Source organism: Phenylobacterium sp. LjRoot219, assembly GCF_964252995.1.
GTDB lineage: Bacteria > Pseudomonadota > Alphaproteobacteria > Caulobacterales > Caulobacteraceae > Phenylobacterium.
Genome location: NZ_CAXUQI020000001.1, coordinates 1,977,583 through 2,002,044, shown reverse-complemented (window position 1 = coordinate 2,002,044; position 24,462 = coordinate 1,977,583). Strand labels below are relative to the sequence as shown.

23 protein-coding genes and 1 tRNA gene are annotated in these 24,462 nt (G+C 70.6%); 18 read left to right on the top strand and 6 right to left on the bottom strand.

What is annotated here, in order from left to right; genetic code table 11:
- The first annotated feature begins 33 nt into the window (after positions 1–33).
- Positions 34–1,440 (top strand): dihydrolipoyl dehydrogenase, encoded by a 1,407-nt coding sequence (gene lpdA, locus ACSQ14_RS09835; RefSeq protein ID WP_436012159.1) that lies wholly within the window; start codon positions 34–36, stop codon positions 1,438–1,440.
- A 140-nt stretch (positions 1,441–1,580) separates the two neighbouring features.
- Here the strand turns inward: lpdA and ACSQ14_RS09830 are convergent, their stop codons facing one another.
- Both ACSQ14_RS09830 and ACSQ14_RS09825 read right to left on the bottom strand, forming a co-directional pair.
- Positions 1,581–1,976, bottom strand: coding sequence for a DoxX family protein (locus tag ACSQ14_RS09830; RefSeq protein WP_436012157.1), 396 nt, complete (start codon positions 1,974–1,976; stop codon positions 1,581–1,583).
- A gap of 72 nt (positions 1,977–2,048) precedes the next feature.
- Positions 2,049–3,605, bottom strand: a complete 1,557-nt coding sequence (locus ACSQ14_RS09825) for an AMP-binding protein (protein WP_436012155.1) — start codon at positions 3,603–3,605, stop codon at positions 2,049–2,051.
- A 168-nt stretch (positions 3,606–3,773) separates the two neighbouring features.
- Between ACSQ14_RS09825 and lipA the strand changes: the two genes are divergently transcribed.
- Both lipA and ACSQ14_RS09815 read left to right on the top strand, forming a co-directional pair.
- Positions 3,774–4,733: a lipoyl synthase gene (gene lipA / locus ACSQ14_RS09820; RefSeq protein WP_436012153.1), complete on the top strand. Its 960-nt coding sequence runs from the start codon at positions 3,774–3,776 to the stop codon at positions 4,731–4,733.
- 13 nt (positions 4,734–4,746) lie between these two features.
- Positions 4,747–5,256, top strand: coding sequence for a type II toxin-antitoxin system RatA family toxin (locus tag ACSQ14_RS09815; RefSeq protein WP_436012151.1), 510 nt, complete (start codon positions 4,747–4,749; stop codon positions 5,254–5,256).
- 65 nt (positions 5,257–5,321) lie between these two features.
- Here the strand turns inward: ACSQ14_RS09815 and ACSQ14_RS09810 are convergent, their stop codons facing one another.
- The gene (locus ACSQ14_RS09810; RefSeq protein ID WP_436012149.1) at positions 5,322–5,813 is read right to left on the bottom strand and encodes a CinA family protein; all 492 of its coding nucleotides are present in this window, start codon (positions 5,811–5,813) and stop codon (positions 5,322–5,324) included.
- Between the two features lie 88 nt (positions 5,814–5,901).
- On the opposite strand from ACSQ14_RS09810, the gene ACSQ14_RS09805 reads away from it, so the two are divergent.
- Complete coding sequence (locus tag ACSQ14_RS09805) at positions 5,902–8,154, top strand: spermidine synthase (RefSeq protein ID WP_436012147.1); 2,253 nt, start codon at positions 5,902–5,904, stop codon at positions 8,152–8,154.
- A gap of 7 nt (positions 8,155–8,161) precedes the next feature.
- On the opposite strand, the gene ACSQ14_RS09800 is transcribed toward ACSQ14_RS09805, so the two are convergent.
- On the bottom strand, positions 8,162–9,307 hold the full coding sequence (locus ACSQ14_RS09800) for a bifunctional 2-C-methyl-D-erythritol 4-phosphate cytidylyltransferase/2-C-methyl-D-erythritol 2,4-cyclodiphosphate synthase (RefSeq protein WP_436012145.1): 1,146 nt from the start codon (positions 9,305–9,307) through the stop codon (positions 8,162–8,164).
- A gap of 90 nt (positions 9,308–9,397) precedes the next feature.
- Between ACSQ14_RS09800 and dusB the strand changes: the two genes are divergently transcribed.
- The 8 genes from dusB to hflX all read left to right on the top strand — a co-directional run bounded on the left by dusB (position 9,398) and on the right by hflX (position 19,175).
- A complete protein-coding gene (gene dusB / locus ACSQ14_RS09795) occupies positions 9,398–10,405 on the top strand; it encodes a tRNA dihydrouridine synthase DusB (RefSeq protein ID WP_436012143.1) in 1,008 nt (335 codons plus the stop codon).
- Entirely contained in the window at positions 10,402–11,520 is a 1,119-nt protein-coding gene (locus tag ACSQ14_RS09790) for a two-component system sensor histidine kinase NtrB (protein WP_436012141.1), read from the top strand. Before dusB ends, ACSQ14_RS09790 begins: the two co-directional genes overlap by 4 nt.
- Complete coding sequence (ntrC, locus tag ACSQ14_RS09785) at positions 11,517–12,938, top strand: nitrogen regulation protein NR(I) (RefSeq protein ID WP_436012139.1); 1,422 nt, start codon at positions 11,517–11,519, stop codon at positions 12,936–12,938. Before ACSQ14_RS09790 ends, ntrC begins: the two co-directional genes overlap by 4 nt.
- Before the next feature lie 146 nt (positions 12,939–13,084).
- Positions 13,085–15,244 (top strand): ATP-binding protein, encoded by a 2,160-nt coding sequence (locus ACSQ14_RS09780; RefSeq protein ID WP_436012137.1) that lies wholly within the window; start codon positions 13,085–13,087, stop codon positions 15,242–15,244.
- 12 nt (positions 15,245–15,256) lie between these two features.
- Complete coding sequence (ntrX, locus tag ACSQ14_RS09775; RefSeq protein ID WP_436012135.1) at positions 15,257–16,648, top strand: nitrogen assimilation response regulator NtrX; 1,392 nt, start codon at positions 15,257–15,259, stop codon at positions 16,646–16,648.
- Complete coding sequence (locus ACSQ14_RS09770) at positions 16,648–17,511, top strand: D-amino-acid transaminase (RefSeq protein ID WP_436012133.1); 864 nt, start codon at positions 16,648–16,650, stop codon at positions 17,509–17,511. Before ntrX ends, ACSQ14_RS09770 begins: the two co-directional genes overlap by 1 nt.
- A 102-nt stretch (positions 17,512–17,613) precedes the next feature.
- Complete coding sequence (hfq, locus tag ACSQ14_RS09765) at positions 17,614–17,859, top strand: RNA chaperone Hfq (protein ID WP_324086645.1); 246 nt, start codon at positions 17,614–17,616, stop codon at positions 17,857–17,859.
- The gene (gene hflX / locus ACSQ14_RS09760; protein ID WP_436012130.1) at positions 17,856–19,175 is read left to right on the top strand and encodes a GTPase HflX; all 1,320 of its coding nucleotides are present in this window, start codon (positions 17,856–17,858) and stop codon (positions 19,173–19,175) included. Before hfq ends, hflX begins: the two co-directional genes overlap by 4 nt.
- A gap of 212 nt (positions 19,176–19,387) precedes the next feature.
- On the opposite strand, the gene mazG is transcribed toward hflX, so the two are convergent.
- Positions 19,388–20,203 (bottom strand): nucleoside triphosphate pyrophosphohydrolase, encoded by an 816-nt coding sequence (mazG, locus tag ACSQ14_RS09755; RefSeq protein WP_436012128.1) that lies wholly within the window; start codon positions 20,201–20,203, stop codon positions 19,388–19,390.
- Between the two features lie 92 nt (positions 20,204–20,295).
- Here mazG and ACSQ14_RS09750 point away from each other — a divergent pair, with 92 nt between their 5' ends.
- Entirely contained in the window at positions 20,296–21,069 is a 774-nt protein-coding gene (locus tag ACSQ14_RS09750) for an SDR family NAD(P)-dependent oxidoreductase (RefSeq protein WP_436012126.1), read from the top strand.
- A gap of 150 nt (positions 21,070–21,219) precedes the next feature.
- Positions 21,220–21,414 carry a hypothetical protein gene (locus ACSQ14_RS09745; RefSeq protein ID WP_436012124.1) on the top strand — a complete coding sequence of 65 codons (195 nt, stop codon included), beginning with the start codon at positions 21,220–21,222 and terminating at the stop codon, positions 21,412–21,414.
- A gap of 61 nt (positions 21,415–21,475) precedes the next feature.
- Here the strand turns inward: ACSQ14_RS09745 and ACSQ14_RS09740 are convergent.
- Positions 21,476–21,565: transfer RNA gene (locus ACSQ14_RS09740), tRNA-Ser, on the bottom strand.
- Positions 21,566–21,725: 160 nt separating this feature from the next.
- Between ACSQ14_RS09740 and ACSQ14_RS09735 the strand changes: the two genes are divergently transcribed.
- The 4 genes from ACSQ14_RS09735 (at position 21,726) to ACSQ14_RS09720 (ending at position 24,440) form a co-directional block, all read left to right on the top strand.
- Positions 21,726–22,301 carry a septal ring lytic transglycosylase RlpA family protein gene (locus ACSQ14_RS09735; RefSeq protein WP_436012122.1) on the top strand — a complete coding sequence of 192 codons (576 nt, stop codon included), beginning with the start codon at positions 21,726–21,728 and terminating at the stop codon, positions 22,299–22,301.
- A gap of 70 nt (positions 22,302–22,371) precedes the next feature.
- Positions 22,372–22,629, top strand: a complete 258-nt coding sequence (locus ACSQ14_RS09730; protein WP_436012120.1) for an SPOR domain-containing protein — start codon at positions 22,372–22,374, stop codon at positions 22,627–22,629.
- A 184-nt stretch (positions 22,630–22,813) separates the two neighbouring features.
- Complete coding sequence (gene tmk, locus ACSQ14_RS09725; RefSeq protein WP_436012118.1) at positions 22,814–23,446, top strand: dTMP kinase; 633 nt, start codon at positions 22,814–22,816, stop codon at positions 23,444–23,446.
- Positions 23,439–24,440, top strand: a complete 1,002-nt coding sequence (locus ACSQ14_RS09720) for a DNA polymerase III subunit delta' (protein WP_436012116.1) — start codon at positions 23,439–23,441, stop codon at positions 24,438–24,440. Before tmk ends, ACSQ14_RS09720 begins: the two co-directional genes overlap by 8 nt.
- The last annotated feature ends 22 nt before the right edge of the window (positions 24,441–24,462 follow it).

The following is a 24,462-nucleotide window of genomic DNA, read 5'->3' as shown; positions in this document are numbered from 1 at the left end:
GCCCGGCCTCGCGCCGGGCGAGCGGAGCAGAGTATGGCGACCGACTTCGACGTTCTGGTGATTGGCGCGGGCCCTGGCGGCTATGTGACGGCGATCCGTGCAGCGCAGCTGGGCCTGAAGGCGGCCATCGTCGAGCGCGAGGCCCTGGGCGGCGTCTGCCTCAACTGGGGCTGCATCCCGACCAAGGCGCTGCTGAAGTCCGGCGAGGTCTACGAGACCCTCGACCATCTGGCCGACTACGGCCTGTCGGTCGAGAAGCGCGCCTTTGACCTCACCAAGGTGGTCGAGCGCTCGCGCAAGGTGTCCGCCCAGCTGAACGCCGGCGTCGGCTACCTGATGAAGAAGCACAAGATCGAGGTGATCGAAGGCTCCGCGCGGCTGGAGACGGGCGAGGGCGCGCCCAAGGCGGTCATCGCCCTGAAGGCCGGCGGCGAACGCACCGTCCAGGCCAAGCACGTCATCCTGGCCACCGGCGCGCGCGCCCGGACCATTCCGGAGATCGGCCTGGAGCCGGACGGCGACCGGGTCTGGACCTACCGTGAGGCGATGGTGCCGAAGGCTGCGCCGAAGTCGCTGATCGTTATCGGCTCGGGCGCCATCGGCATCGAGTTCGCCAGCTTCTATCGCGCGCTCGGCGCCGAGGTGACGGTCGTCGAAGCGCTGCCGCGCATCGTGCCGGTCGAGGACGAGGAAGTCTCCGCCGCCGCCAAGAAGGCGTTCGAGAAGCGCGGCCTGAAGTTCCGCGTGCCGGCCACCGTCAAGAAGCTCAGCAAGTCGAAGACCGGCGTCGCCATCGACATCGAAGTCGGCGGCAAGGCCGAGACCCTGGAGGCCGAGGTGGCCATCGTCGCGGTCGGCATCGTCGGCAACGTCGAGGACCTCGGGCTGGAGGCGCTCGGCGTGAAGGTCGAGAAGACCCACGTCGTCACCGACTCCCACGGCGGCACGGGCGTGCCCGGCCTCTATGCGATCGGCGATCTCGCCGGTCCGCCCTGGCTGGCGCACAAGGCTAGCCACGAAGGCATCCACTGCATCGAGCACATCGCCGGGCTGAAGCCGGTGAACGTCAACTCGCCGATCCCGGGCTGCACCTATTCCAACCCGCAGATCGCCTCGGTCGGCGTGACCGAGGCCCAGGCCAAGGAGCAGGGGCGCGAGATCAAGGTCGGCCGCTTCCCCTTCAAGGTGAACGGCAAGGCCATCGCCTCGGGCGAGATGGAAGGCTTCGTGAAGACCATCTTCGACGGCAAGACCGGCGCGCTGATCGGCGCGCACATGATCGGCGCCGAGGTCACCGAAATGATCCAGGGCTTCACCCTGGCGATGACCCTGGAGGCCACCGAGGCCGAACTGCAGGCCACGGTCTTCCCGCACCCGACGATGAGCGAAGCCATGCACGAGGCCTCGCTCGACGCCTACGGCCGCGTCCTGCACATGTAGGATGGGGGCGAACGCCCCCTCCGGCTCGTCGCTGTGCGCCGATCCACCTCCCCCGCTTCGCAGGGGAGGAGCGGCGCCCGAGCTGCTCCCCCGCATGCGGGGGAGCTGTCAGCGAAGCTGACTGAGGGGGCGTTTCGCTCTCAGTCCGCCTTCCTCACCGCCCGGTCCAGGCTCCAAGCGCCGCCGCCAGCGAACACCAGGTAGAGGAAGACGAAGCAGAACAGGATGGCCCCGTCGCCGCCGTTCAGCGCCGGCCAGAAGCCCTGCGAGGCGTGGGCGATGAAATAGGCCGCCGCCATCTGGCCCGAGCAGACGAAGGCGGCGGCGCGGGTGAACAGGCCGAGCGCGATCAGCCCGCCGCCGACCACCTCGATCCAGGCGGCCGCCAGCAACATCGGCGGCAACGGGTCTGGGGCGCCTGGCTGCGGGCCCGGGAACTCGAACAGCTTCATCAGCCCGTGCTCCATGAACAGCAGGGCGGTGACGATCCGCAGGATGCTCAGCACCTGCGGCGACCAAGCCGTCAGTTTCGGCATGTTTCGCTCCATCGTTGCAGAGCCCACAGCTCCGCCAACGCTGAAGCTTAACTCCGAGTCGCCCGTTTTGGGTCAGGCCACCCGGCGCAGCTCGGCCTCGACGATTCGCTCGAGCGCCGGGTAGTCGGTCTTGCCGGTGCCGAGGAGCGGGATCTCCGGCACGTGGATGATCCGCTTGGGCGCCAGCAGCTCCGGCGCGCCGACCTTCTTGGCGTGCGCCAGCAGCGGGGCCGATTCGGCGCCGCTGCGGTCGGTGACCAGGATCAGCCGCTCGCCCTTCTTCGGATCGGCGACCGCGACCACGGCGTGGCGGAACTCCGGCCACACGCCCGCAGCGAGGTCTTCGGCGGCGGTCAGCGAGACCATCTCGCCGCCGATCTTGGCGAAGCGCTTCACCCGCCCGAGGATCTTCACCCAGCCGTCGTCGCTGACCGCGACCACGTCACCGGTGTCGTGCCAGCCGTCGACCGGGGCCTCCAGCCCGCCGCCCGGGGCGAGGTAACCAGCCATGACGTTTGGGCCGCGGACAAACAGCCGCCCGCCGCCAGGAATGCCGTCGACCACCTCGGTGCGCGTCTCGACGCCCGGCAACAGGCCGCCGACGGTCCCACGGCGATTGTCGTCGGGTTTGTTCACCGCGATCACCGGCGAGGCTTCGGTCGCGCCATAGCCCTCCAGCACCGGGATCGGGCCGAACCGCTCGGCGATCAGGTTGTGCGTCTCGTCGCGCACCTTCTCGGCGCCGCAGACGATGAACTTCAGGCCCGACAATTCGCCCGGGGCGGCGGCGCGGGCGTACTGGTTGACGAAGGTGTCGGTCGCCAGCAGCACCGCCGCGCCGGAGTCCTTGATCAGCGGCGGGATCTGCTTGGTGTGCAGCGGCGAGGGGTATTGGAAGGTCTTCAGCCCGCTCAGCAACGGCAGCAGCACCCCGCCGGTCAGGCCGAAACAGTGGAAGACGGGCAGGGGATTGAAGAACCCCCAGGACGGATCGAGCTCGATGTGGGTCGCCACCTGCCGGGCGTTGGCCACCAGGTTCGACTGGGTCAGCACCACGCCGCGCGGCGCGCCGAAGCTGCCGGAGGTGAACAGGATGACGCCGGGATCGCTCGGCCGGGTGCGCGTCCGGAATCGCTTGGGAAAGGCCGCGGCGGTCAGCGCGAACAGCTTGTCGGCTGTGTTCACGCTGCGGCGGACGTCCTCCAGATAGGTGATCGCCGCCAGCGGCTCGAGCGCGTCGACCACGTCGTGCAGCTTGGCCTGCTCGACGAACCGATGGGAGGTCAGCACCCGCTTGACGCCGGCAAGCTCGCAAGCGGCGCGAAGGTTGCGCAGCCCGGCCGTGAAATTGAGCATGGTCGGCACGCGGCCGAAGGCGTGCAGGGCGAAGAAGGTGACCACCGCTGCATTGCTGGACGGCAGCATGACCCCGACATGCTCGCCCGGCTCGGTGAGCGCAGAGAGCTTGCGGCCAAGCGCGAAGGCCGCACGTATCAGCGCCTCGTAGGACAGCGGCTTGCGCTCCTGGTCCTCCAGGATCGGTTTCTGGCGGCCGTACTGGCGGCTGGCGTCGACGAGCGCGTCGAACACGGTGCTCTGCGCCAGTTTCGGGTCGAACCTACGCGTCACGGTGAAATACCTCCCCGGACCGGTCCGGCTTTTCTGATTATTGCGGAAGGTACAGAGCGGCCTCGCGCTTGAAAAGATTGGACACACGGCGTGATGCGCGCGGCCTTATCCTGCCGCTGGGGCAATTCGCGGCTTGATCCCGAGCGCCCGACCGCCGATTTAGGGCCCATGGCCGTGGTGATCGATACCGTGGGCGGGACACGTCCCCGCCATCCGGAAAAGCAAAACCGTCCCGACACCCCGATTCTCAAGAAGCCGGATTGGCTGCGCGTGCGCGCGCCGGGCTCCAAGGGTTATCGCGCGACCGAGCAGATCGTGCAGGACCACAAGCTGGTCACGGTCTGCCAGGAGGCGGCGTGTCCCAACATCGGCGAGTGTTGGGAGAAGAGCCACGCGACCATGATGATCATGGGCGAGGTCTGCACCCGGGCCTGCGCCTTCTGCAACGTGACCACCGGCAAGCCCGAGGCGCTCGACGCCGACGAGCCGCGCCGCGTCGGCGACGCCGTGGCCAAGATGGGCCTGGCGCACGTGGTGATCACCTCGGTCGACCGCGACGACCTGGCCGACGGCGGCGCCGCCCACTTCGCCGCCGTGGTGCGGGCGATTCGCGAGGCCTCGCCGACCACAACCATCGAGATCCTGACGCCGGATTTCCTGCGCAAGCCGGTCAGCGCGGCCGAGCTGGTGATCGACGCCAAGCCGGACGTCTTCAACCACAACCTGGAGACCGTGCCGCGGCTCTACCTGAGCATCCGGCCCGGCGCGCGGTACTATCACTCGCTGCGACTGCTCGAGCGCGTGAAGGAACGCGATCCGACCCAGTTCACCAAGTCGGGGATCATGGTCGGCCTAGGCGAGACCAAGGAAGAGGTCATGCAGGTGATGGACGACATGCGGTCGGCCGGCATCGACTTCATCACCATCGGCCAGTACCTGCAGCCGACCCGCAAGCACGCGGCGATCGACCGGTTCGTCCATCCTGACGAGTTCCACGCCCTGGAAGAGATCGCCAAGGCCAAGGGCTTCCTGATGGTGTCGGCCAGCCCGCTCACCCGCTCGTCGCACCACGCCGGCGAAGACTTCGCGCGCCTGAAGGCCGCCCGGCTCGCGCGCGAAGCCCGCTGAGGAACGCCCCGTCGTGCGCCATCACGTCTCCAAGGTCCTGCCGTACGCCCCCGATCAGCTGTTCCGGCTGGTGGGCGACGTGGCGACCTATCCGGACTTCGTGCCCTGGCTCACCAGCATGCGGACCTGGAACACGCGGCGGCTGAGCGACGGGGTCGACGCGGTCGACGCCGAGGCCTCGGTCGGCTTCTCGTTCCTGCGCGAGAAGTTCGCCACGCGCGTGCGGCGCGACGCGCATAACCGCCAGATCGACGTCAGCCTGCTGCACGGTCCGTTCCGCAAGCTGGAGAACCGCTGGCGCTTCATCGACGCCGGCCACGGCTGCACCCGGATCGAGTTCGACATCGACTTCCTGTTCAAGTCGCGCCTGCTCGAAACCCTGCTGCGCACCAACTTCAGCCACGCCGTCGACAAGCTGATCAGTTGCTTCGAGGCTCGCGCGAAGACGCTGTACGGCGACGAGGCGGCCGCCCTGCCGCCGCCGCCCGCCGAATCCGTGGCCAGCGGCGCGATCGCTCAATAACCACCGTCATGGCCCGGCTTGTCCGGGCCACGTCTTTGAGATGGACGTGGGATTTCGGCGCGCCGTCAGTTGATCCGGTCGCGCAGCGCCTGCAGCGCCGACTGCACCGCCGCCAGTTGGATCGCCTCGCGGGTCGGCTCGGGGAAGAACTCCTCGCGGTGAATCAGTCCCTGGTTCGACCGGGCGGTGGCGATGTGGACCGTGCCGACCGGCTTCATCCGGGTGCCGCCGCCGGGCCCCGCCACGCCGGTGATCGCCACCGAGACGTGGGCGTTGGACGCTTCCAGCGCGCCTTCGGCCATCATCCGCGCGACCGGCTCGGAGACCGCGCCCATGTCGGCGATCAGGTCGCCCGGGACGCCGAGCAGTTCCTGCTTGGCGCGGTTGGAATAGGTGACGAAGCCGCGCTCGAAGACCTCCGACGCCCCCGGCACCGAGCAGATCGCCGCCGCCACCAATCCCCCGGTGCAGCTCTCGGCGGTCACGATCCGAAGCGAACGCTGGCCAGCCTCGTCGACCAGCAGACGGGCGAGGGTGGCGATCTCAAGCGAGAACATGGGGACCAACTCCGAAGCGGAATCCGACTAGCCGCAGCGCGGATCCGACCACACCATCGGGCCTGCGTCGCATCAAGGGGTTGGATCGATGACGGCAAGCCTCGTCGCCGACCGCGCGGAGCGGCCCGCCGCGGTTCTGTTTGCGGCCACCGTCTTCGCGAGCGCGACGCTGGTCTTCCTGCTCCAGCCGATGGCGGCCAAGCTGGTCCTGCCGCTGCTGGGCGGCAGCCCCTCGGTGTGGAACACCAGCGTCGCCTTTTTCCAGGCGGCGCTGCTCGTGGGCTACGGCTACGCCCATCTGCTGCAGCGGCTGCCGAGCCTGCGGGCGCAGGCATTTGTGCACGGCGGCGCATTGCTGGCCGCGGCGGCCGTCCTGCCGCTGGCCATTCGCCAGCCGTTCGGTCCGCCGTCAGTCGAGCATCCGGGCCTGTGGCTGCTGGGCGTACTGGCGGTCTCGATCGGCGCGCCCTTCGCGGTGCTCTCGGCGACCGCCCCCCTGGCGCAGGCCTGGCACGCCCGCACCTTCGGCGGGGGGCCGGACCGGGAGCCTTATGTTCTCTACGCGGCGAGCAACCTCGGCAGCCTGCTGGCCCTGGTCGCCTATCCGCTCCTCGTCGAGCTCCATCTGACGCTCAGCGCCCAGCGGGTCGGCTGGAGTCTCGGCTACGTCGCCTTCGTCCTGTTGATCGGCGCCCTGGCGCTGGTGACGCTACGCGCCAACCCGGCGCCTCCGCTCGCCGCAGGTGTTCAGCCTGCGCCGCGGAGCGGCTGGAAAGACCGGCTCAGCTGGCTGGCGCTGGCGGCGCTGCCGTCGAGCCTGATGCTCGGCGTGACCGCCCACATCACCACCGACGTCGCCTCCGCCCCGTTTCTGTGGGCGGCGCCGCTGGCGCTTTATCTCGCCACCTTCGTGCTCGCCTTCGCCGCCAAGCCGCCGATTCCGCCCGCCGCGACGCTCGCGCTGCAGGCCGCGACCGCGGCGGCGAGCGCGGTGCTCATCCCATTCAGCGCCGCGCCGCTGACGCCGCAGTTCGCGGCGCACCTGTCGGCCTTCTTCTTCACCGCCCTGATGTGCCACCAGGCGCTGGTCGCGCGGCGGCCACCGGCGAACCAGCTGACCGAATTCTATTTCTGGATGTCGTTGGGCGGGGTGATGGGCGGCGCGTTCAACGCCTTCCTCGCCCCGGCGATCTTCAACAACGTCTGGGAGTATCCGTTGGTGCTGACGCTCTCGGCGTTGGTGCGGCCGCAGGGGCGGGGCCCGGTGCGCGCGCAGAGCTGGGTGATGTTCGGCCTGGCGGCGGCCGCCGCGTTGGCGGCGATGGTGCTGGCGACCTTCCGCGGCCGCGTCTCCGACGCCGCGACGATCGGCGTGGTCGACCCAGCCCAGCTCGGGGTGATCGCGCTCTTGACCGCCGCGGCCGTCGCCGCCGTGCGCCTACGGGGCGACGGGCTGCTGTTCTGCGCCGCGCTGGCGGCGCTGTCGATCGGCGCGCACGCGGCGTCGGAGCACGCGGTCACGGTCAAGAGCTGGCGCAGCTTCTTCGGCGTGCTGCGCATCACCGAGACCTATGCGCCGGCGCTGGGCGGTCCGGTCCGGATGCTCACCCACGGCACCACCCTGCACGGCGCCCAGGCGCAGCACCCCGCCTTTCGCTGCCGCCCCTTGGTCTACTACACGCCGGCTTCGCCGATCGGGCAGGTGTTTCAGGGCCTGGCGGCGCAGCGGCCGAACTTAAGGATCGGAGCGGTCGGGCTCGGCGCCGGCTCGGTCGCGGCCTATGTGCGCCCGGCCGACCGCATGACCTTCTTCGAGATCGATCCGCTGGTCGTGCGCGTGGCCACCGACCCGCGCCACTTCACCTACACGACCCGCTGCGCCCGCGGCCCGGTGGACTATGTCACCGGCGACGCCCGCCTGACCCTGGCCGCGCAGCCCGCCGACGCCTTCGACATCCTGCTGATCGACGCCTTCTCGTCGGACGCGGTGCCGGCCCACCTGCTGACGGTGGAGGCGGTCCGCGGCTACCTCACTCGGCTCAAGCCCGACGGCGTGCTGATCCTGCACCTGTCGAACCGCCACCTCGACCTGCTGGGCCCGGCGCAGGCGGTGGCCGCGGCCGCCGGCGGATCGGCCCTGGTGCAGCAGCGGCGCATCCTCGGGTCGACCGGCGGCTGGGAAGCGGACGAGGACGCGGTGATTATCGGCCGTTCGCCCGCCGCCCTCGCGCCTTTCGCGCAGGACGGGCAGTGGCGGCGCGCCGACCCGCTAGCCGTGCGCCCATGGACCGACGACTACGTCGACCTGCCCGGCGCGCTCTGGCGCAAGCTGCGGCCCTGAGATCCGCTCAGAGCGGCGTCTCGACCGACACCACGGCCTGGGCCAGCAGGCCTTCCTCGCGTCCGGTGAAGCCCATGCCCTCGGTCGTCGTCGCCTTGACGCTGACCCGGTGCACCGGAAGCCCGAGCAACTCGGCGATCCGCCGCCGCATCGCCTCGCGGTGCGGCTTGATCTTCGGCCGCTCGCAAACCAACGTGACGTCGGCGCTGAGGATCTCGCCGCCCTGGGCGGCGACGCGCTGGACCGCGTGGATCAGGAACTGGTCCGAGGACGCGCCCTTCCAGCGCGGGTCGGTCGGCGGGAAATGGTCGCCGATGTCGCCGTCGCCGATCGCCCCCAGCACCGCGTCGGTCAGCGCGTGCAGGCCGCAGTCGGCGTCGGAATGGCCGACCAGCCCGAAGTCGTGCTCGATCCGCACGCCGCAGAGCCAGACGACGTCGCCCGGGCCGAACCGGTGAGCGTCGATGCCCTGGCCCATCCGTACGATGCGGCGGGAGGCGGCGAGTTGCTCGGCCATCAGGAAGTCCTCCGGGTAGGTCAGCTTCATCAGCATCGGATCGCCAGGCGTCATGGCGACGCTGCCGCCGGCGCGCTCCAGCACCGAGGCGTCGTCGGTCGGCTCTTCCGACGCGGGCCACAGGCGGTAGGCGGCCTTCAGCCGGCCGAAGCGAAACGCTTGCGGCGTCTGGGCGCGCCACAATCCATCGCGCGACACCGTCTCCTCGACCAGGCCGTCGCCGCGTTTCAGGGTGTCCGGGACGGGCAGGGCGGGGACCGCGCCGTCCGCCAGCTCCAGGGCGTTCAGCAGCCGCTCGACATGGGCGCGGCTGACGAACGGCCGCGCCGCATCGTGCACCAGCACCGCGTCGTTGCGGCCGCAGCTCAGCGCCGCCAGCCCCGCCTGGACCGATTCCGCCCGGGTGCGGCCGCCGGTCACCGCCCGCCAGCCGACCAGGCCGGCCAATGCGGCGTCGACCTGGGCCAGGCGATCGTGCGCCACCACCACCACGACCTCGTCCGCGCCGGCGGACAACAAGCCCTCGACCGACCAGCGCACGATCGGGCGCGCGCCCAGCATCCGCCACGCTTTCGGTTCGCCCGGACCGGCCCGCAACCCCGAGCCCGCCGCCACCACAACTGCTGAAAACGCCATGCCGCTTGTTTAGGGCCGCGAGCCCTTACGTTCCAGCTTTACGCCGCCTCCAAATTTGCCTAAAAACAGTGCGGTGAGGGTGACTACAAAATGAGCACGTCGCTGAGGATCGGCTCCGTCGAGGTCGGCGGCCAGGCCTGGATCGCGCCGATGACCGGCGTGTCCGACCTGCCGTTCCGTCGCGCCGCCAGCCGCCTCGGCGCCGCCTACGTCGCCACCGAGATGGTCGCCTGCGCCGAGCTGTCCCGCGGCCGTCCCGACGTGGTCCGCCGCGCGGCGGTGGGCGAGGGGCTGCCGCTGATGGTCATCCAGCTGGTGGGCCGCGATCCGGCGCACATCGCCGAAGGCGCGCGCACGGCGGCGCGGGCCGGCGCCCACATCATCGATCTCAATTTCGGCTGCCCGGCCAAGGAAGTCACCGGCGCGCTGTGCGGCTCGGCGCTGATGCGCGAGCCAGAGCTGTCGGCCCAGCTGATCTCCGCCGCGGTCGAGGCGGTCGATGTGCCGGTGACGGTCAAGATGCGGCTCGGCTGGGATGACGCAAGCCGCAACGCACCGCAGTTCGCGGCCATGGCCGAAAGCCTGGGCGCCGCGGCCGTCACCGTGCATGGCCGCACCCGCAGCCAGTTCTACAAGGGCCAGGCGGACTGGCGCGCCGTGGCCCCGGTGAAGGCGGCGGTGAACATCCCGGTGATCGTCAACGGCGACATCGTCGACGGCGCGAGCGCGCGCGCCGCGCTGGACGCCTCCGGCGCCGATGCGGTGATGGTCGGCCGCGCCGTCTATGGCCGCCCGTGGATCGCCGCCCAGATCGAGGCCGAGCTGGCCGGGCGCGAGTTTCGCGAGCCAGGGCTCGAAGACCGCCTGCAGATCGCGCTCGACCATTTCCGGGACAGCCTCGCCTTCTATGGCGAGCGGCTGGGCCTGAAGATCTTCCGCAAGCACCTTGCGGCCTACATCGAACAGGCCCCGCGGCCCGTCAGCCCGGAAGCTCGGCGCGAGGCGCGCAGTCGCCTCTGCCGGCTCGAGGAAGCCGCCGCGGTTGAACGCGGCCTGGAAGCCCTCTGGACCCGAGATCAACCCAGGCTCGCCGCATGACAAGCCCGAACAAACGCCAACCGCCGGGGATCGGCGTCGACGCCTTGAAGGCCGCGGCCTTCGACCTCAGTCCCGACCCCGCCTTCGTGGTTGACGCCGAAGGCGCGTTGAGCGCGGTCAACGAGGCCGCCGAGGCGCTGTTCGGCCAGGGCCTCGGCCTGCTCGCCCGCGGGCGCTTCAGCGCAGCCCTGCCGCCGGGCTCGGCCCTGGTGCACCTGCTGAGCCGCGCGCTGGAGCAGGATGCTCGGGTTCGCGAGCGCGGACTGCAGATCAGCCTGTTCGGCCTGCCGCCGTTCGAGGCTGATGGCGCAGCCGCGCCCCTGGGCGATGGCTCAGTGCTGCTGACGCTCGCGGTGAAGACGGGCCTCGGGCCGGAGCGAAGCGCCGCGGAGGCCGCCGGCCTGCGCTCGGTCGTCGGCCTCGGCCGGATGCTGGCGCACGAGATCAAGAACCCGCTCGCCGGCATTCGCGGCGCGGCCCAACTGCTGAAGACCGGCGCCAAGGCCGAGGACGTGCCGCTGGCCCAGCTGATCGTCGACGAGACCGACCGGGTCCGCCGCCTGGTCGAGCGGATGGAGGCCTTCTCCGACGACCATCTGCCGGACCGCCAATCGATCAACATCCACCAGGTGCTCGACCGGGTGCGGGCGCTCGCCGCCAACGGCGTCGCCGACGGCCTGACCCTGAAGGAAAGCTACGACCCCTCGCTGCCGCCGGCGCTCGGGGACGAGGATCAGCTGATCCAGATCTTCCTCAACCTGGTGAAGAACGCCGCCGAGGCGGCGCACGCCCGCGGCGACGGCCGCGGCGAGATCAGCATCACGACCGCCTACCGTCACGGGGTGCGGGTCCGCGCTGCGCAAGGACAGTCGCTACGCGGCGCGCCGCTTGAGGTGCGCATCCAGGACAACGGTCCGGGCGTGCCGAGCCATCTGCGCGACCACCTGTTCCAGCCTTTCGTGAGCTCCAAGGCCAACGGCGCCGGTCTCGGCCTGGCCCTGGTCGCCAAGCTGGTCGCCGGTCACGGCGGCCTCATCGATTTCGAGTCGGAGCCAGGCCGCACGATCTTCCGCGTGCTTCTGCCGATCGCTTCCGAGGGGGACCTGACTGCATGAACGCCGTTCAGAAGAAGATCCTGATCGCCGACGACGACTCGTCGATCCGGCTTGTGCTCAGTCAGGCGTTCACCCGCCTCGGCTATCAGGTACGGGCCACCGGCAACGCCACGACGCTGTTGAAGTGGGTGTCCGACGGCGACGGCGACCTGGTGGTGACCGACGTCGTCATGCCGGACGAGAACGTGTTCGACGTGCTGCCGCGCATCCGCAAGGAGCGCCCGAAGCTGCCGATCATCGTCATGAGCGCCCAGAACAACCTGGTGACGGCGGTCAACGCCGCCGAGGTGGGCGCTTTCGACTATGTGCCGAAGCCGTTCGACCTCGACGACATGACCTCGGCGGCCAAGCGGGCGCTGTCCCGGCCCGCCGACGCCGAGGCCGCCAAGGCCCAGGCCCGGGCGGTGCGCGACGACCGGCTGCCGCTGATCGGCCGCTCGGCGCCGATGCAGGACGTCTACCGGACCATCGCCCGGCTGGTCGGCGCCGACCTCACCGTGCTGATCACCGGCGAGTCCGGCACCGGCAAGGAGCTGGTCGCCCGCGCCCTGCACGACATGGGCCGGCGCCGCGACGGCAAGTTCGTCGTCATCAACCTCGCCGCCACCCCGCGCGAGCGGGTCGAGGCCGAGCTGTTCGGCAAGGACGACGGCGACTACGGCAAGCTGGTCGAGGCCGACGGCGGCACGCTGTTCCTCGACGAGATCGGCGACATGCCGCTCGACGCCCAGACCCGGCTCTTGCGGGTGATCGACGGGTCGGAGCCGGCGCTCAATCCGAAGACCAACCGCCGGCCCAATGTGCGGATCATCGCGGCGACCAACCGCGACCTGCGCGGCCTGATCCAGCAGGGCCTGTTCCGCGAGGACCTGTTCTTCCGCCTGAACGTCGCTCCGCTGCGGCTGCCGCCGCTGCGCGACCGGGCGGAAGACATCCCCGACCTGGCGCGCGCCTTCCTGTTGCGCGCCAACCGCGAAGGGCTGCCGGCGAAGACCATCGACGCGGCCGCGCTGGACCGGCTCAAGCTGCATCGCTGGCCGGGCAACGTCCGCGAGCTGGAGAACCTGATCCGCCGGGTCTGCGCGCTCTACGCCGAGGACCTGATCACCGCGCGGATCATCGAGCGCGAGCTGGCCGACCAGCAGCCGTCGGTCGACGGCCAGCAGGGCCCGGAGACGCTATCGCAGCTCGTCGAGCGCAAGCTCGCCGCCTACTTCGCCGACGAACCGGACGGCCTGCCGCCGGCAGGGCTCTACGACCGGGTGCTCGAGGAGGTGGAGCGGCCGCTGATCCAGCTGACCCTCGCCGCCACCCGCGGCAACCAGCTGCGCGCGGCGGAGATCCTCGGCCTCAACCGCAACACCCTGCGCAAGAAGATCCAGGACCTCGGCGTGGAGATGGCCCGCGGCCGCCGGTAGGAGCGGCGCGCTTGTGTCGCGGGCGAGCTGACGCACGCCCGCCACAACGCTGTTGAATTTGGGGCACAGTGCCTTAGGGTTAACCCCCAATGGCGTGGCTGGCTGACCGCATCCAGAAGAGCTCCAGCGTTCAGCGAGTCTGGCGCGTGTTGCGCTCGCGTGTCGCCCTGGGCATCGGCTACGGCACCGCCGTCGTCCTGACCGCGCTGAGCGTCATGCTCGCCGCCTCGCCGCCGACGAGCGGACCGGTCGGTCCGGCCTCGCGGCTGATCCTGACGGTGCTGGGCTTCAACCTGGTGCTGATCCTGGCGCTGGCCACGGTCGTGGCGCTGCAGTTCGTCGGGCTGATGAACGCCCGGGCGAGCGACGCCGGGGCCCGATTGCACCTGCGGTTCGTCACCCTGTTCGCGGTCGCCGCCGTGGTGCCCGCGGTCGTCGTCGCGCTGTTCATGGGCGTGCTGGTCAATCAGGGCGTCGAGCGCTGGCTGGGCGGGCGGGTGCAGACCGTGGTGGAGAATTCCGCCACCGTCTTCCGCTCCTACGTCGACGATCAGAAGCGCTACATCGGCGACCACGTCACGGTGATGGGCGCGGACCTCAATCGCGAAGCGCCGCACCTCCGCTCCAGCCCGATCAGCTTCAGCCACTATCTGGCGGTGCTCGCCTCCTATCACGCCTTCCCGGCGGCCTATCTGGTGGACCACGAGGGCAGGGTGCTGGCGCGCGCGGAAAGCGCCGACGCGCCGCCCTACGTCGTGCCGCCGGCGTCCAGCTTCCAGGCCGCCGACGAGGGCGACATTTCGGTCCGCGCGGTCGAGCAGCAGGACCTGATGCGGGCGGTCTACCGCCTCAGCGCCTATCCCGACGCCTACCTCTACGTCGTCCGGCCGGTGGAGAAGGGCATCCTCAACCACCTGCGCGAGGCCGAGGGCTCGATGGTCGCCTATCGCGAGGCCGCCGCCAGCCGGGCGCGCATCCAGACCATCTTTGGGCTCAGCTACGTCGAGACGGCGCTGCTGGTGCTGCTGGGCGCGGTGTGGCTCGGCATGGCCGCCGCCAGCGCCATCTCCGCGCCGGTCGCGCGACTGGTGCAAGCGGCCGGACGGGTCGCCAGCGGCGACCTCAGCGCCCGGGTCGATGCTGAAGCAGATCCTGAAGAGATCGCGGTCTTGTCGCGGGCTTTCAATAGCATGACGCACGATCTTCAGGCGCAGCAAGAAGCCTTGCGGCGCGCCCGCGAAGAGGCCGAAAGCGACCGGCAGTTCATCGAGACCGTGCTGGCCGGGGTCAGCGCCGGGGTCATCGGGCTGGATTCCCAGCGCCGCATCTCCGCCGCCAACAGCCAGGCCGCGGCGCTGCTCGGCCTCACCGCCAGTCCGCGTGGCCGGCCGCTGGCCGAGGTCGCCCCGGAATTCGCCGCCGTGCTGGAGGCCGCCGACGCCGGCACCGGGGCCGAGGAGGAAGTCGACGTCATCCGCGGCCGCGAGACCCGCCGCCTGCGGGTGCGGGCGAGCCGCTCGGAGGCCGGCCTGGTGCTGACCTTCGACGACATCACCCGGCTGGTCACCGCCCAGCGCAACGCCGCCTGGCGCGACGTCGCCCGCCGCATCGCCCACGAGATCAAGAACCCGCTGACGCCGATCCAGCTGTCGGCCGAGCGGCTGCGCAAGAAGTACCGCAAGGACGTGCCGACGACCGAGCTGGAGACTTTCGACCGCTGCACCGACACCATCGTGCGCCAGGTGGGCGACATCGGCCGGATGGTCGACGAGTTCTCCGCCTTCGCCCGGATGCCGACGCCGAAGTTCGCCGAGCAGGACGTCGCCGAACTGCTGCGGGCGGCGGTGTTCGCCCAGCGGGTGGCCACCCCCGACGTCGACGTCGAATTGGAGGAGCCGCCGGCGGTCACCCTGCTCGCCGACGGCCGCATGCTCGCCCAGGCGCTGACCAATGTGCTGAAGAACGCCGCCGAGGCGGTCGAGGCGCGCCGCATCGGCCATCCCGAGCTGGACGGCCGCATCCGCGCCCGGCTCGTCGCCGAGGACTGCGGCGTCATGTTCGAGATCGAAGACAACGGCGTAGGCTTGCCGGCGAAGGATCGCGACCGCCTGACCGAGCCCTACGTAACCACTCGCGAAAAGGGTACTGGCCTTGGCCTCGCAATCGTAAAGAGAATCTTGGAAGACCATGGCGGCGAGCTCGAGCTGACCGACGCGCCCGGGGGCGAAGGCGCGCTCGCCATTCTGAAACTGCCCGCCAGCGCGCGGGTGCGTCCGCAATCCGCGGCCCGAACCGTGACCGCTTAGAGGATTAGTTGCATGGCGTCTGACATTCTGGTGGTCGACGACGAGGCCGACATCCGCGATCTGGTTGCGGGCATCCTCTCCGACGAAGGTTATTCGGTCCGTACGGCGGCGAACTCCGAGGAGGCGCTGGCCGCGGTACGCGCGCGCAAACCGGCGCTGCTGATCCTCGACATCTGGATGGCTGGCGGCGGCATGGACGGGCTGGAGTTGCTCGACCTGGTCAAGGCGCTGGACGCCGACCTGCCGGTGATCATGATCTCCGGCCACGGCAACATTGAAACCGCCGTCTCGGCGATCAAGCGCGGGGCCTACGAGTTCCTCGAAAAGCCGTTCAAGTCCGATCGGCTCATGCTGGTCGTCGAGCGGGCGCTGGAAGCCACCAACCTGCGGCGCGAGAACCGCCGGCTGCGGGCCCAGGCGATCACGCCGGAAGGGCTGATCGGCCGCTCGATGGCCGCCCAGCAGTTGCGCCAGACGATCGCCAAGCTCGCCCCGGCGAACAGCCGGGTGCTGATCTCCGGCCCGCCTGGCGCCGGCAAGGAGACGGTGGCGCGGTTGATCCATACCGGCTCGCCCCGCGCTCGCGGCGAGTTCGTCGCCATCGGCGCCGCCGGCATGACGCCGGAGCGCATGGATGTCGAACTGTTCGGCGAGGAGGGCGCCGGCGGCCGTACGGCGAAGATCGGCGTCTTCGAGCGGGCCCACGCCGGCACCCTCTACCTCGACGAAGTCGTGGACATGCCGCGCGAGACCCAGAGCCGCATCCTGCGGGTCCTGGTCGAGCAGCGCTTCCGCCGGGTCGGCGGCGACTCCGACGTGCAGGTGGATGTCCGCGTCGTCTCCTCGACCTCGCGCGACCTGCGCGAGGAGATCGCCGCGGGTCGCTTCCGCGAGGACCTGTTCCATCGGCTGAACGTGGTGCCAGTGAACGTCCCGGGCCTCTCCGAGCGGCGCGAGGACATCCCCGAACTGGTTGACTACTTCATCAACCGGATCTGCGAGGCGACCGGCATGCCGCGGCGCCTGCTGGCCGACGACGCGCTGGCGGCCCTGCAGGTGCGCGCCTGGCCGGGCAACCTGCGCCAGCTGCGCAACAACATCGAACGGATGCTGATCCTGGCCTCCGGCGCGCCATCCGAGCCGATCACCGCCGAGATGCTGCCGGCCGAGGCGGCAGTGAACCAGCACTCGACCTCGCTGGGGGCCGAGCGGATCATCGCCCTGCCGCTGCGCGAGGCTCGCGAGGTGTTCGAGCGCGAGTATCTCAACGCCCAGATGCTGCGCTTCTCGGGCAACATCTCGCGCACCGCGGCCTTCATCGGCATGGAGCGCTCGGCGCTGCACCGCAAACTGAAGTCACTCGGCCTGACCAGCGGACGGACGCTGGAAGAAGAGGTCGGTTGATGGGGCGTATCGCCTATGTGAACGGCCGCTTCGTCCCGCACGGCCAGGCCGTGGTGCACATCGAAGACCGCGGCTATCAGCTGGCGGACGCGGTCTACGAGGTCTGGTCGCTGTTCGACGGCAAGCTGGCCGACGCCGAGGGCCACTTCGCCCGGCTGGAGCGCAGCCTCGAAGAGCTGCGCATCGCCATGCCGATGAGCCGGCGGGCGCTGACCCTGGTGCTGCGCGAGGCCGTGCGGCGCAACCGGGTGCGGGACGGGCTGCTCTATCTGCAGGTCAGCCGCGGGGTCGCCCCGCGCGACCACGCCTTCCCCGGCGACGAGGTCCGCCCCGCGGTCGTCATCACCGTGAAAGCGATCGACCGCGCCGCCGCCGAGGCCAAGGCCGCCAAGGGCGTCGGAGTGGTGACCACGCCGGAGAACCGCTGGGGCCGCTGCGACATCAAGACGGTAGGGCTGCTGCCCAATGCGCTCGCCAAGCAGAAGGCGAAGGAGGCCGGCGCCGCCGAGGCCTGGTTCGTCGACGAACTGGGCTTCGTCACCGAAGGCGCCTCGTCCAACGCCTGGATCGTCGACACCGACGGCCGGCTGCGAACCCGCGACACCAACGCCAACATCCTGCGCGGCATCACCCGGCACACCCTGCTGGAGGTGATCGCCGGCGAGGGGCTCGCCGTCGACGAACGGCCGTTCACCCCGGCCGAGGCGAGCGCGGCGAAAGAGGTCTTCATCACCGGGGCCGGGGCGCTGGTGCTGCCGGTCGTGGCGGTCGACGGCCGCCGCGTCGGCGACGGAACGCCAGGACCGCTGGCGACGAAGCTGCGACGCCTCTATATCGAGCGCGTGCGGGCCGGGGCCGTCTAATCAACGCGCGCGATTGCGCGCGCGACCAAACCTTGCTTAGCGTGACTGTGCGTGTGTGGGCGGCGTGTGGCCGCCCGGCTATCAATAAGAGGCGGAAAGCCAATGAGCGAGAAGAAGCAGAACCTTCAGGACACCTTCCTGAACAGCGTGCGCAAATCCAAGACGCCGCTGACCATCTTCCTCGTCAACGGGGTCAAGTTGCAGGGCGTCGTGAGCTGGTTCGACAACTTCTGCGTTCTGCTCCGCAGGGACGGGCAATCGCAGCTCGTCTACAAGCACGCCATCTCCACCATCATGCCGGCGCAGCCTGTGCAGCTGTATGAGCCGGCCGAAGACGACAACGATTGAGTCCAACCAAATTCGTTGACCGCGGGGCGCCGGTCCAAGGCGCCCTCGTCATCCATCCCGATCGCGAAGGCCGCGGCACGTCACGCGGGCCGGACGCGCGCCTGGAGGAAGCCTGCGGCCTGGCCGTAGCGCTCGACCTCGAGGTGCGCGAGGCCCTCGTCGCGACGTTGCGCAAGCTCACGCCTGCCACCCTGTTCGGCAAAGGCAAGGTCGAGGAGATCGGCCACCTGGTCGAGGCGCGCGAGGCCGACGTCGTCGTCGTCGACGATGCGCTGACGCCGGTGCAGCAGCGCAACCTCGAGAAGGCCTGGAAGGCCAAGGTGGTCGACCGCACGGGGATGATCCTGGAGATCTTCGCCCGTCGCGCCCGTACGCGCGAAGGTCGGCTGCAGGTCGAGCTCGCCCGGCTGACCTACGAGCGCTCGCGCCTGGTGCGCACCTGGACCCACCTGGAACGCCAGCGCGGCGGCTTCGGCGTGATGGGCGGTCCCGGCGAAACCCAGATCGAGACCGACCGCCGGTTGCTGGCGGAGAAGATCGGCAAGCTGAAGCGCGAGCTGACCGAGGTGCGCCGCACCCGCACCCTGCAGCGCTCGGCCCGCAAGCGGGTGCCGTACCCGGTGGTGGCGCTGGTCGGCTACACCAACGCCGGCAAGTCGACGCTGTTCAACCGGCTGACCCAGTCGGATGTGCAGGCCGAGGACCTGCTGTTCGCGACCCTCGATCCGACCCTGCGTGCGCTGAAGCTGCCGGACGGCCGGCCGGCGATCATGTCCGACACCGTGGGCTTCATCTCCGACCTGCCGCACGAACTGGTCGAGGCGTTCCGCGCCACCCTGGAGGAGGTGCGCGAGGCCGACGTCGTCCTGCACGTACGCGACATCGCCTCGGAAGAGAGCGACGCCCAGGCCGAGGACGTCCGCAGCGTGCTCAAGCGGCTCGAGGTCGACATGGAGGAGCGCCGCATCCTCGAGGTCTGGAACAAGGCCGACCTGCTGCCGGAAGACCAGCGCGAGGCGCTGCTCGGCGACGCCCGCCGGGCGCACCCGCCAGCGATCCTGGTCTCGGCGGCGACCGGCGAGGGCTGCCCCGAACTGCTGCAGGCGGTCGCCGGCTTGGTCGACGAGGCCCCGCCGGTCGAGGTGCGGGTCAGCGCCGCCGACGGCGCGGCCGTCGCCTGGCTCTACCGCAACGGCCGGGTGCTGGAGCGGGAGACCTTCGAGGACGGCGGCGTGCGCCTGGCCGTCAGCCTCTCGGCCCAGGCGATGGGCCAGTTCGAGCAGCTGTTCCCGAACGCGCAGGTGAAGGCGCAGTGACTCCTACCTCCCCCGCGACAGCGGGGGAGGGGAACCAGTCGCCGAAGGCGACTGGTGGAGGGGGCAAGCGGCGCGCAGAGCCGAACCGTATCGAAAGCGGAAATTCAACTTGGAGCGGACGCGCCGCGCCGGCGGCTCGCCCCCTCCACCCCGCGCTCTTCGCTTCGCTCGGCGCGCGGTCCCCCTCCCGCCGCTTCGCGGGGAGGTGCAGGCTAGGCCTGCTTCTCCGCCGCCTTCGCCTCGTCCCAGAGCGCATCCATCTCGGCGAGGTTGGAATCGTCCGGGGTCTTGCCGCGCTCGGCGAGCTGGGCCTCGATGTAGCGGAAACGCCGGGCGAACTTGGCGTTGGCGAAGCGCAGCGAGTCCTCCGGATCGACGTCCAGGGTGCGGGCGAGGTTGGCGACCACGAACAGCACGTCGCCCATCTCCTGGCGGGCCTTCTCGACATCGCCGGCGGCGAGCTCTTCCTCCAGTTCGGCGACCTCCTCGTGCAGCTTCTCCATGACCTCCTTCACCGAGGGCCAGACGAAGCCGACGCGGGCCGCCCGCTTGGACAGTTTCACCGCCCGGGTCAGCGCCGGCAGGCCGACCGGCACGTCGTCCAGCAGGCTGGCCGCGCGGCCCTTGGCCCCGCGTTCCTCGGCCTTCAGCGTCTCCCAGCCCGCCTTCTGCTCGGCCAGCGAGCCGTAGGATTCGGTGCTGAAGACGTGCGGATGGCGGCGGATCATCTTGGCGTTCACGGCCTGCGCCACATCCTCGAAGGCGAAGGCGCCTTGCTCCTCGGCCATCCGGGAATGGAACACCACCTGCAGCAACAGGTCGCCGAGTTCGTCCTTCAGGTCGGCGAGGTCGCCGCGCTCGATCGCGTCGGCCACCTCGTAGGCCTCCTCGACCGTGTAGGGGGCGATGGTGGCGAAGGTCTGCTCCTGGTCCCAGGGGCAGCCGGTCTCGGGATCGCGCAGCCGGGCCATGATGGCCAGCAGCCGGTCCATGGGCGAAAGCGTCTCGGGCGGGGGAGGGACGGTCATCGCCCCATCATAGGCGCCCGCGTGCGACAGGCGAGTAGCGCGCGCCGACGTTTTCGGCTGATAGTGCGCCGCGACTCGAATGGGAGGATCTGATGGACCTGACGAACGCCTCGGTTCTGGTGACCGGCGGCGCCGGCGGCTTCGGCGGCGCGACCGCGCGCCGGCTGGCTGAGAAAGGCGCCCGCGTCGTCATCGCTGACGTCGCTGACGAACGCGGCGAGGCGCTGGCCAAGGAGCTCGGCAACGGCTCGGTCTACGTCCGCACCGACATCATGGACGAAGCCTCGATCGCCAAGGCCGTCGAGACCGCCGCCAACATCGGCCCGCTGCGCGCGGCGGTGATTGTGCATGGCGGCCCGCCGCCGCCCGACGCCGGCGGCCGGACGATCAACCGCGAAGGCAAGCGCCTGTCGATGGCGCACTTCACCCAGCAGGTGCACGTCTTCCTGAGCAGCGCCTTCTGCGCCTCCAGCTACGCCGCGGAAGTCATGGCCACCAACGAGCCGCTGGCCTCGGGCCAGCGCGGGGTGATCATCAACACCGCCTCGATCGCCGGCTTCGAAGGCCAGCCCGGCCAGGTGCCGTACTCGGCGGCCAAGGGCGGGATCATCGGCATGACCCTGACCATGGCCCGCGACCTGGCGCCGCTCGGCATCCGCTCGATGGCGATCGCGCCCGGCACCTTCTACACCTTCGCCTACGGCAAGATGAGCCAGGAGGAGGCGCAGGAGCGCTGGGGCAAGCTGGTCCCCAATCCCAAGCGGATGGGCGATCCCGACGAGTACGGCATCCTCGCCGCGCACATCGTCGACAACGACTTCCTGAACGGCACCACCATCCGCCTGGACGGCGCGCAGCGGTTCTAGCCCGACGCGCCCATCGGCGTTCGGATCAGCCCCTGCCGAAAGGCGGGGGCTTTTTCGTGCGACCTGCTCGGCACTAACACTTGACCTGCCGGATGCAAGATTCCGCGGAAGCCGTGAACGACAACCCCGCCCAGCCGTTAGCTTCACCGCATGAGACGCGCACTTGCATGGACCGCCTACGTCGCGCTTGGCCCGATCTCCGGGCCGCTGGCGGCGGGCGCCGTGCGCAATTGGCGTAAAGGTGCGCGGGTGCTCGCCGGCCTCTACGTGGTCGCCCTGCTCGAAGCCATCGTGCTGACGCCGCTGGCGCTGGCGTATCTGCTGACCCTAGCCCACCCGGGCTGAACGACAGCGCCAAGCCTGCCCGTTCTCGCGGGACATGGCGGGCGGGGGATTCGAACGAACTTGGCGGGCGGGGTGGGATTCGAACCCACGGTGGGCTCACACCCACGGCGGTTTTCAAGACCGCTGCCTTAAACCACTCGGCCACCCGCCCGCATGCGCGGCGCGCCCAGCGCCTATAGCAAGCGTCGGCGGCGCGCTCCACTGCAACGTCTGGTTAACCTTGAAGCAAGCCGCGCGCCCTAGGCTCGGCCGGAGATATCCGGTCAACGGGCGAGGGGCTTTCCATGCAACACGCACGATGCGCGCGGCGCATGGCTCTGATCGCGGTCGCCGCCGGCTCGCTGGCGGCCTGCGCGACCGTCGACAGGACCCCGCCGGCGAAGCCCTCGGCCAGCGGCTACAAGGTCGGCAAGCCTTATCAGGTCGGCGGCGTCTGGTACGTGCCGCGCGAGCAGCCGGACTATGACAAGGTCGGCATGGCCTCCTGGTACGGCGACGCCTTCCACCTGAAGTCGACCGCCAACGGCGAGATCTTCGACATGAACGCGCTGACCGCGGCGCACACCACCTTGCCGCTGCCGTCGATCGTCGAGGTCACCAACCTGGCCAACGGCCGCAAGCTGCGGGTGCGGGTCAACGACCGCGGGCCGTTCGTCGACAACCGCATCATCGACCTGTCGCGGGAGTCCGCCCGTCAGCTCGGGCTGGAGCGCCAGGGCGTGGCCCGGGTCCGCGTGCGCTATGTCGGCCCGGCGCCGCTGCTCGGCCGCGACGCCGGGGTGCGGGTGGCGCGGGCCAGGCCGGCGGCCCCGCAACCGGTGCAGACCGCGCGCGCGGCGCCCGCCGCGCCGGGCGCCGGCGCCGACCTACCCGGATCGGCGCTATGAGGAGCAGGCGGCCTTCACCGGCGCGCCGGCCCCGCCCGCGACTCCGCGCCGCCTGCAGATTCTGCCGGCGATGCCGGCCGCACCGAGCGCCGCCGGCCCCTCGTACCGGATCCAGGCCGGCGCCTTCAGTGAGGAAGGCCGCGCCCGCCGCGCCGCCGCCCGCCTGGCCAGCATGGGCGAGGCCGTGGTCGAGCCGGTCGAGCGCGACGGCGTCACCCTCTATCGGGTCGTGCTGGCCGGGCCGCAGGACGAGCTGCAGGCCCACAACCTGCGCCAGCGGGTGGCCGACGCCGGCTTCGGCGAGGCCCGGGTGACCGGGCCGTACTGACCCAGATCCTCCCAAATCACCAAATTTCCGTCATCCCGGCCGGAGCGTAGCGCAGAGCCGGAACCCAGGGGCGGTGCGCAATCCCCCTGGGTCCCGGATCGGCCTTCCAGGCCGTCCGGGATGACGGGGAGGAGTCGGGCGTTCCGGCGCTGGACTTCTGAAACGAACCGGCCATGTTGCGCCTGTGACGCGCGGGCGGTTCATCACCTTGGAAGGCGGCGAGGGCGCCGGCAAGTCGACCCAGCTGAAGCGGCTGGCCGAGCGGCTGCGCGGCCTTGGCCTGGAGGTCGTCGCCACCCGCGAGCCCGGCGGCTCGCCCGGCGCCGAGGCGATCCGCGAGCTGGTGCTGAACGGCGCCGCCGACCGCTGGAGCCCGGTCACCGAGACGCTGCTGATGTACGCCGCCCGCCGCGACCATATCGAGCGGGTGATCGCCCCGGCGCTGGCTCGCGGCGCCTGGGTGGTCTGCGACCGCTTCGCCGACTCCACCCGCGCCTACCAGGGCGCCGGCGGCGGGACCGATCCGGCGCTGATCGCCGCGCTGGAGGCCCAGGTGCTCGGCGAGGCGCGGCCGGACCTGACGCTGATCTTCGACATCCCGCCCGAGACCGGGCTGGAGCGGGCCCAGGTGCGCGGCGGCGAGATGCGCTTCGAATCCAAGGGGCTGACCTTCCACCAGCGGCTGCGCGACGGCTTCCTGGCGATCGCCCGCGCCGAGCCCCAACGCTGCATCCTGATCGACGCCACCGGATCGATGGACGCGGTCGAGGCCGCCGTCTGGACGGCCGTCGAAACCCGGCTCGCCGTCCATGGCTGAGCTGGAAGTCCCGCACCCGCGCGAAGTCTTCGAGCTGCAGGGCCAGGAGGCGGCTGAAGCCGCGTTCGAGGATACTCGCGGCCGCGGCCGGCTGCACCACGCCTGGCTGCTGACTGGCCCGGAAGGTGTCGGCAAGGCGACCTTCGCCTATCGCGCGGCGCGCCGGCTGCTCGGCGCGCCGGCCGATCGCGAGTTCGGCCTGCTCGGCGTCGATCCCGAGCATCCAGTCAGCCGCCAAGTGATGGGCCGGGCCCATCCCGACCTGCTGGTGCTCGAGCGGATTGGCGACGACGGCAAGCCGCGCAAGGTCATCCCGGTGGACGACGCGCGTAAGCTCTCGGAGTTCTTCTCCAAGTCGCCGGCTTCGGCCCCGCACCGGGTGGCGATTATCGATGCGGCCGACGACCTCAACGTCAACGCCGCCAATGCGCTCTTGAAGACGCTGGAGGAACCGCCGCCGAAGGGCGTGCTGTTCATGGTCTCGCATTCGCCGGGGCGGCTGCTCTCCACCATCCGCTCGCGCTGCCGCAGGCTGGCGTTCGCGCCGCTCGGCCTGGAGACCGCCGCAGCCTTCGTCCAGAGCCGCACCGACGTCAGCGACGAGGCCGCCCTGCGGCTGGCGCGGATGTCCGGCGGCGCGCCGGGCAAGGCGCTGCAGCTGGCCGCCGCCGACGCCATCGCGTTCGACGACGCCGCCCGCGAACTGCTGGCCGACCTGCCGCGGGTCGACGAGGCCTTCGCGCTCTCGCTGGCCGACCGCTTCAAGGGCGCCGAGGGCCAGGCCAAGTTCAACCTGCTGTTCGACCGCCTCGCCGAGCGAGTGCACGGCATGGTCGCCGATCGCGCGGCGCAGGGGATGGGCGCGCTTGATCGCTGGGCCCAGGCGTGGGAGACGCTGCAACGCCTGCCGCGGGAGGTCGAGGGCCTCAACCTGGACCGAACCGACGCGCTGTTCGCCGCGCTTATCGAGTTGCGCCAGGCCGCCCGGGCCTGACCGCAGCGCCATTCGGACCCCC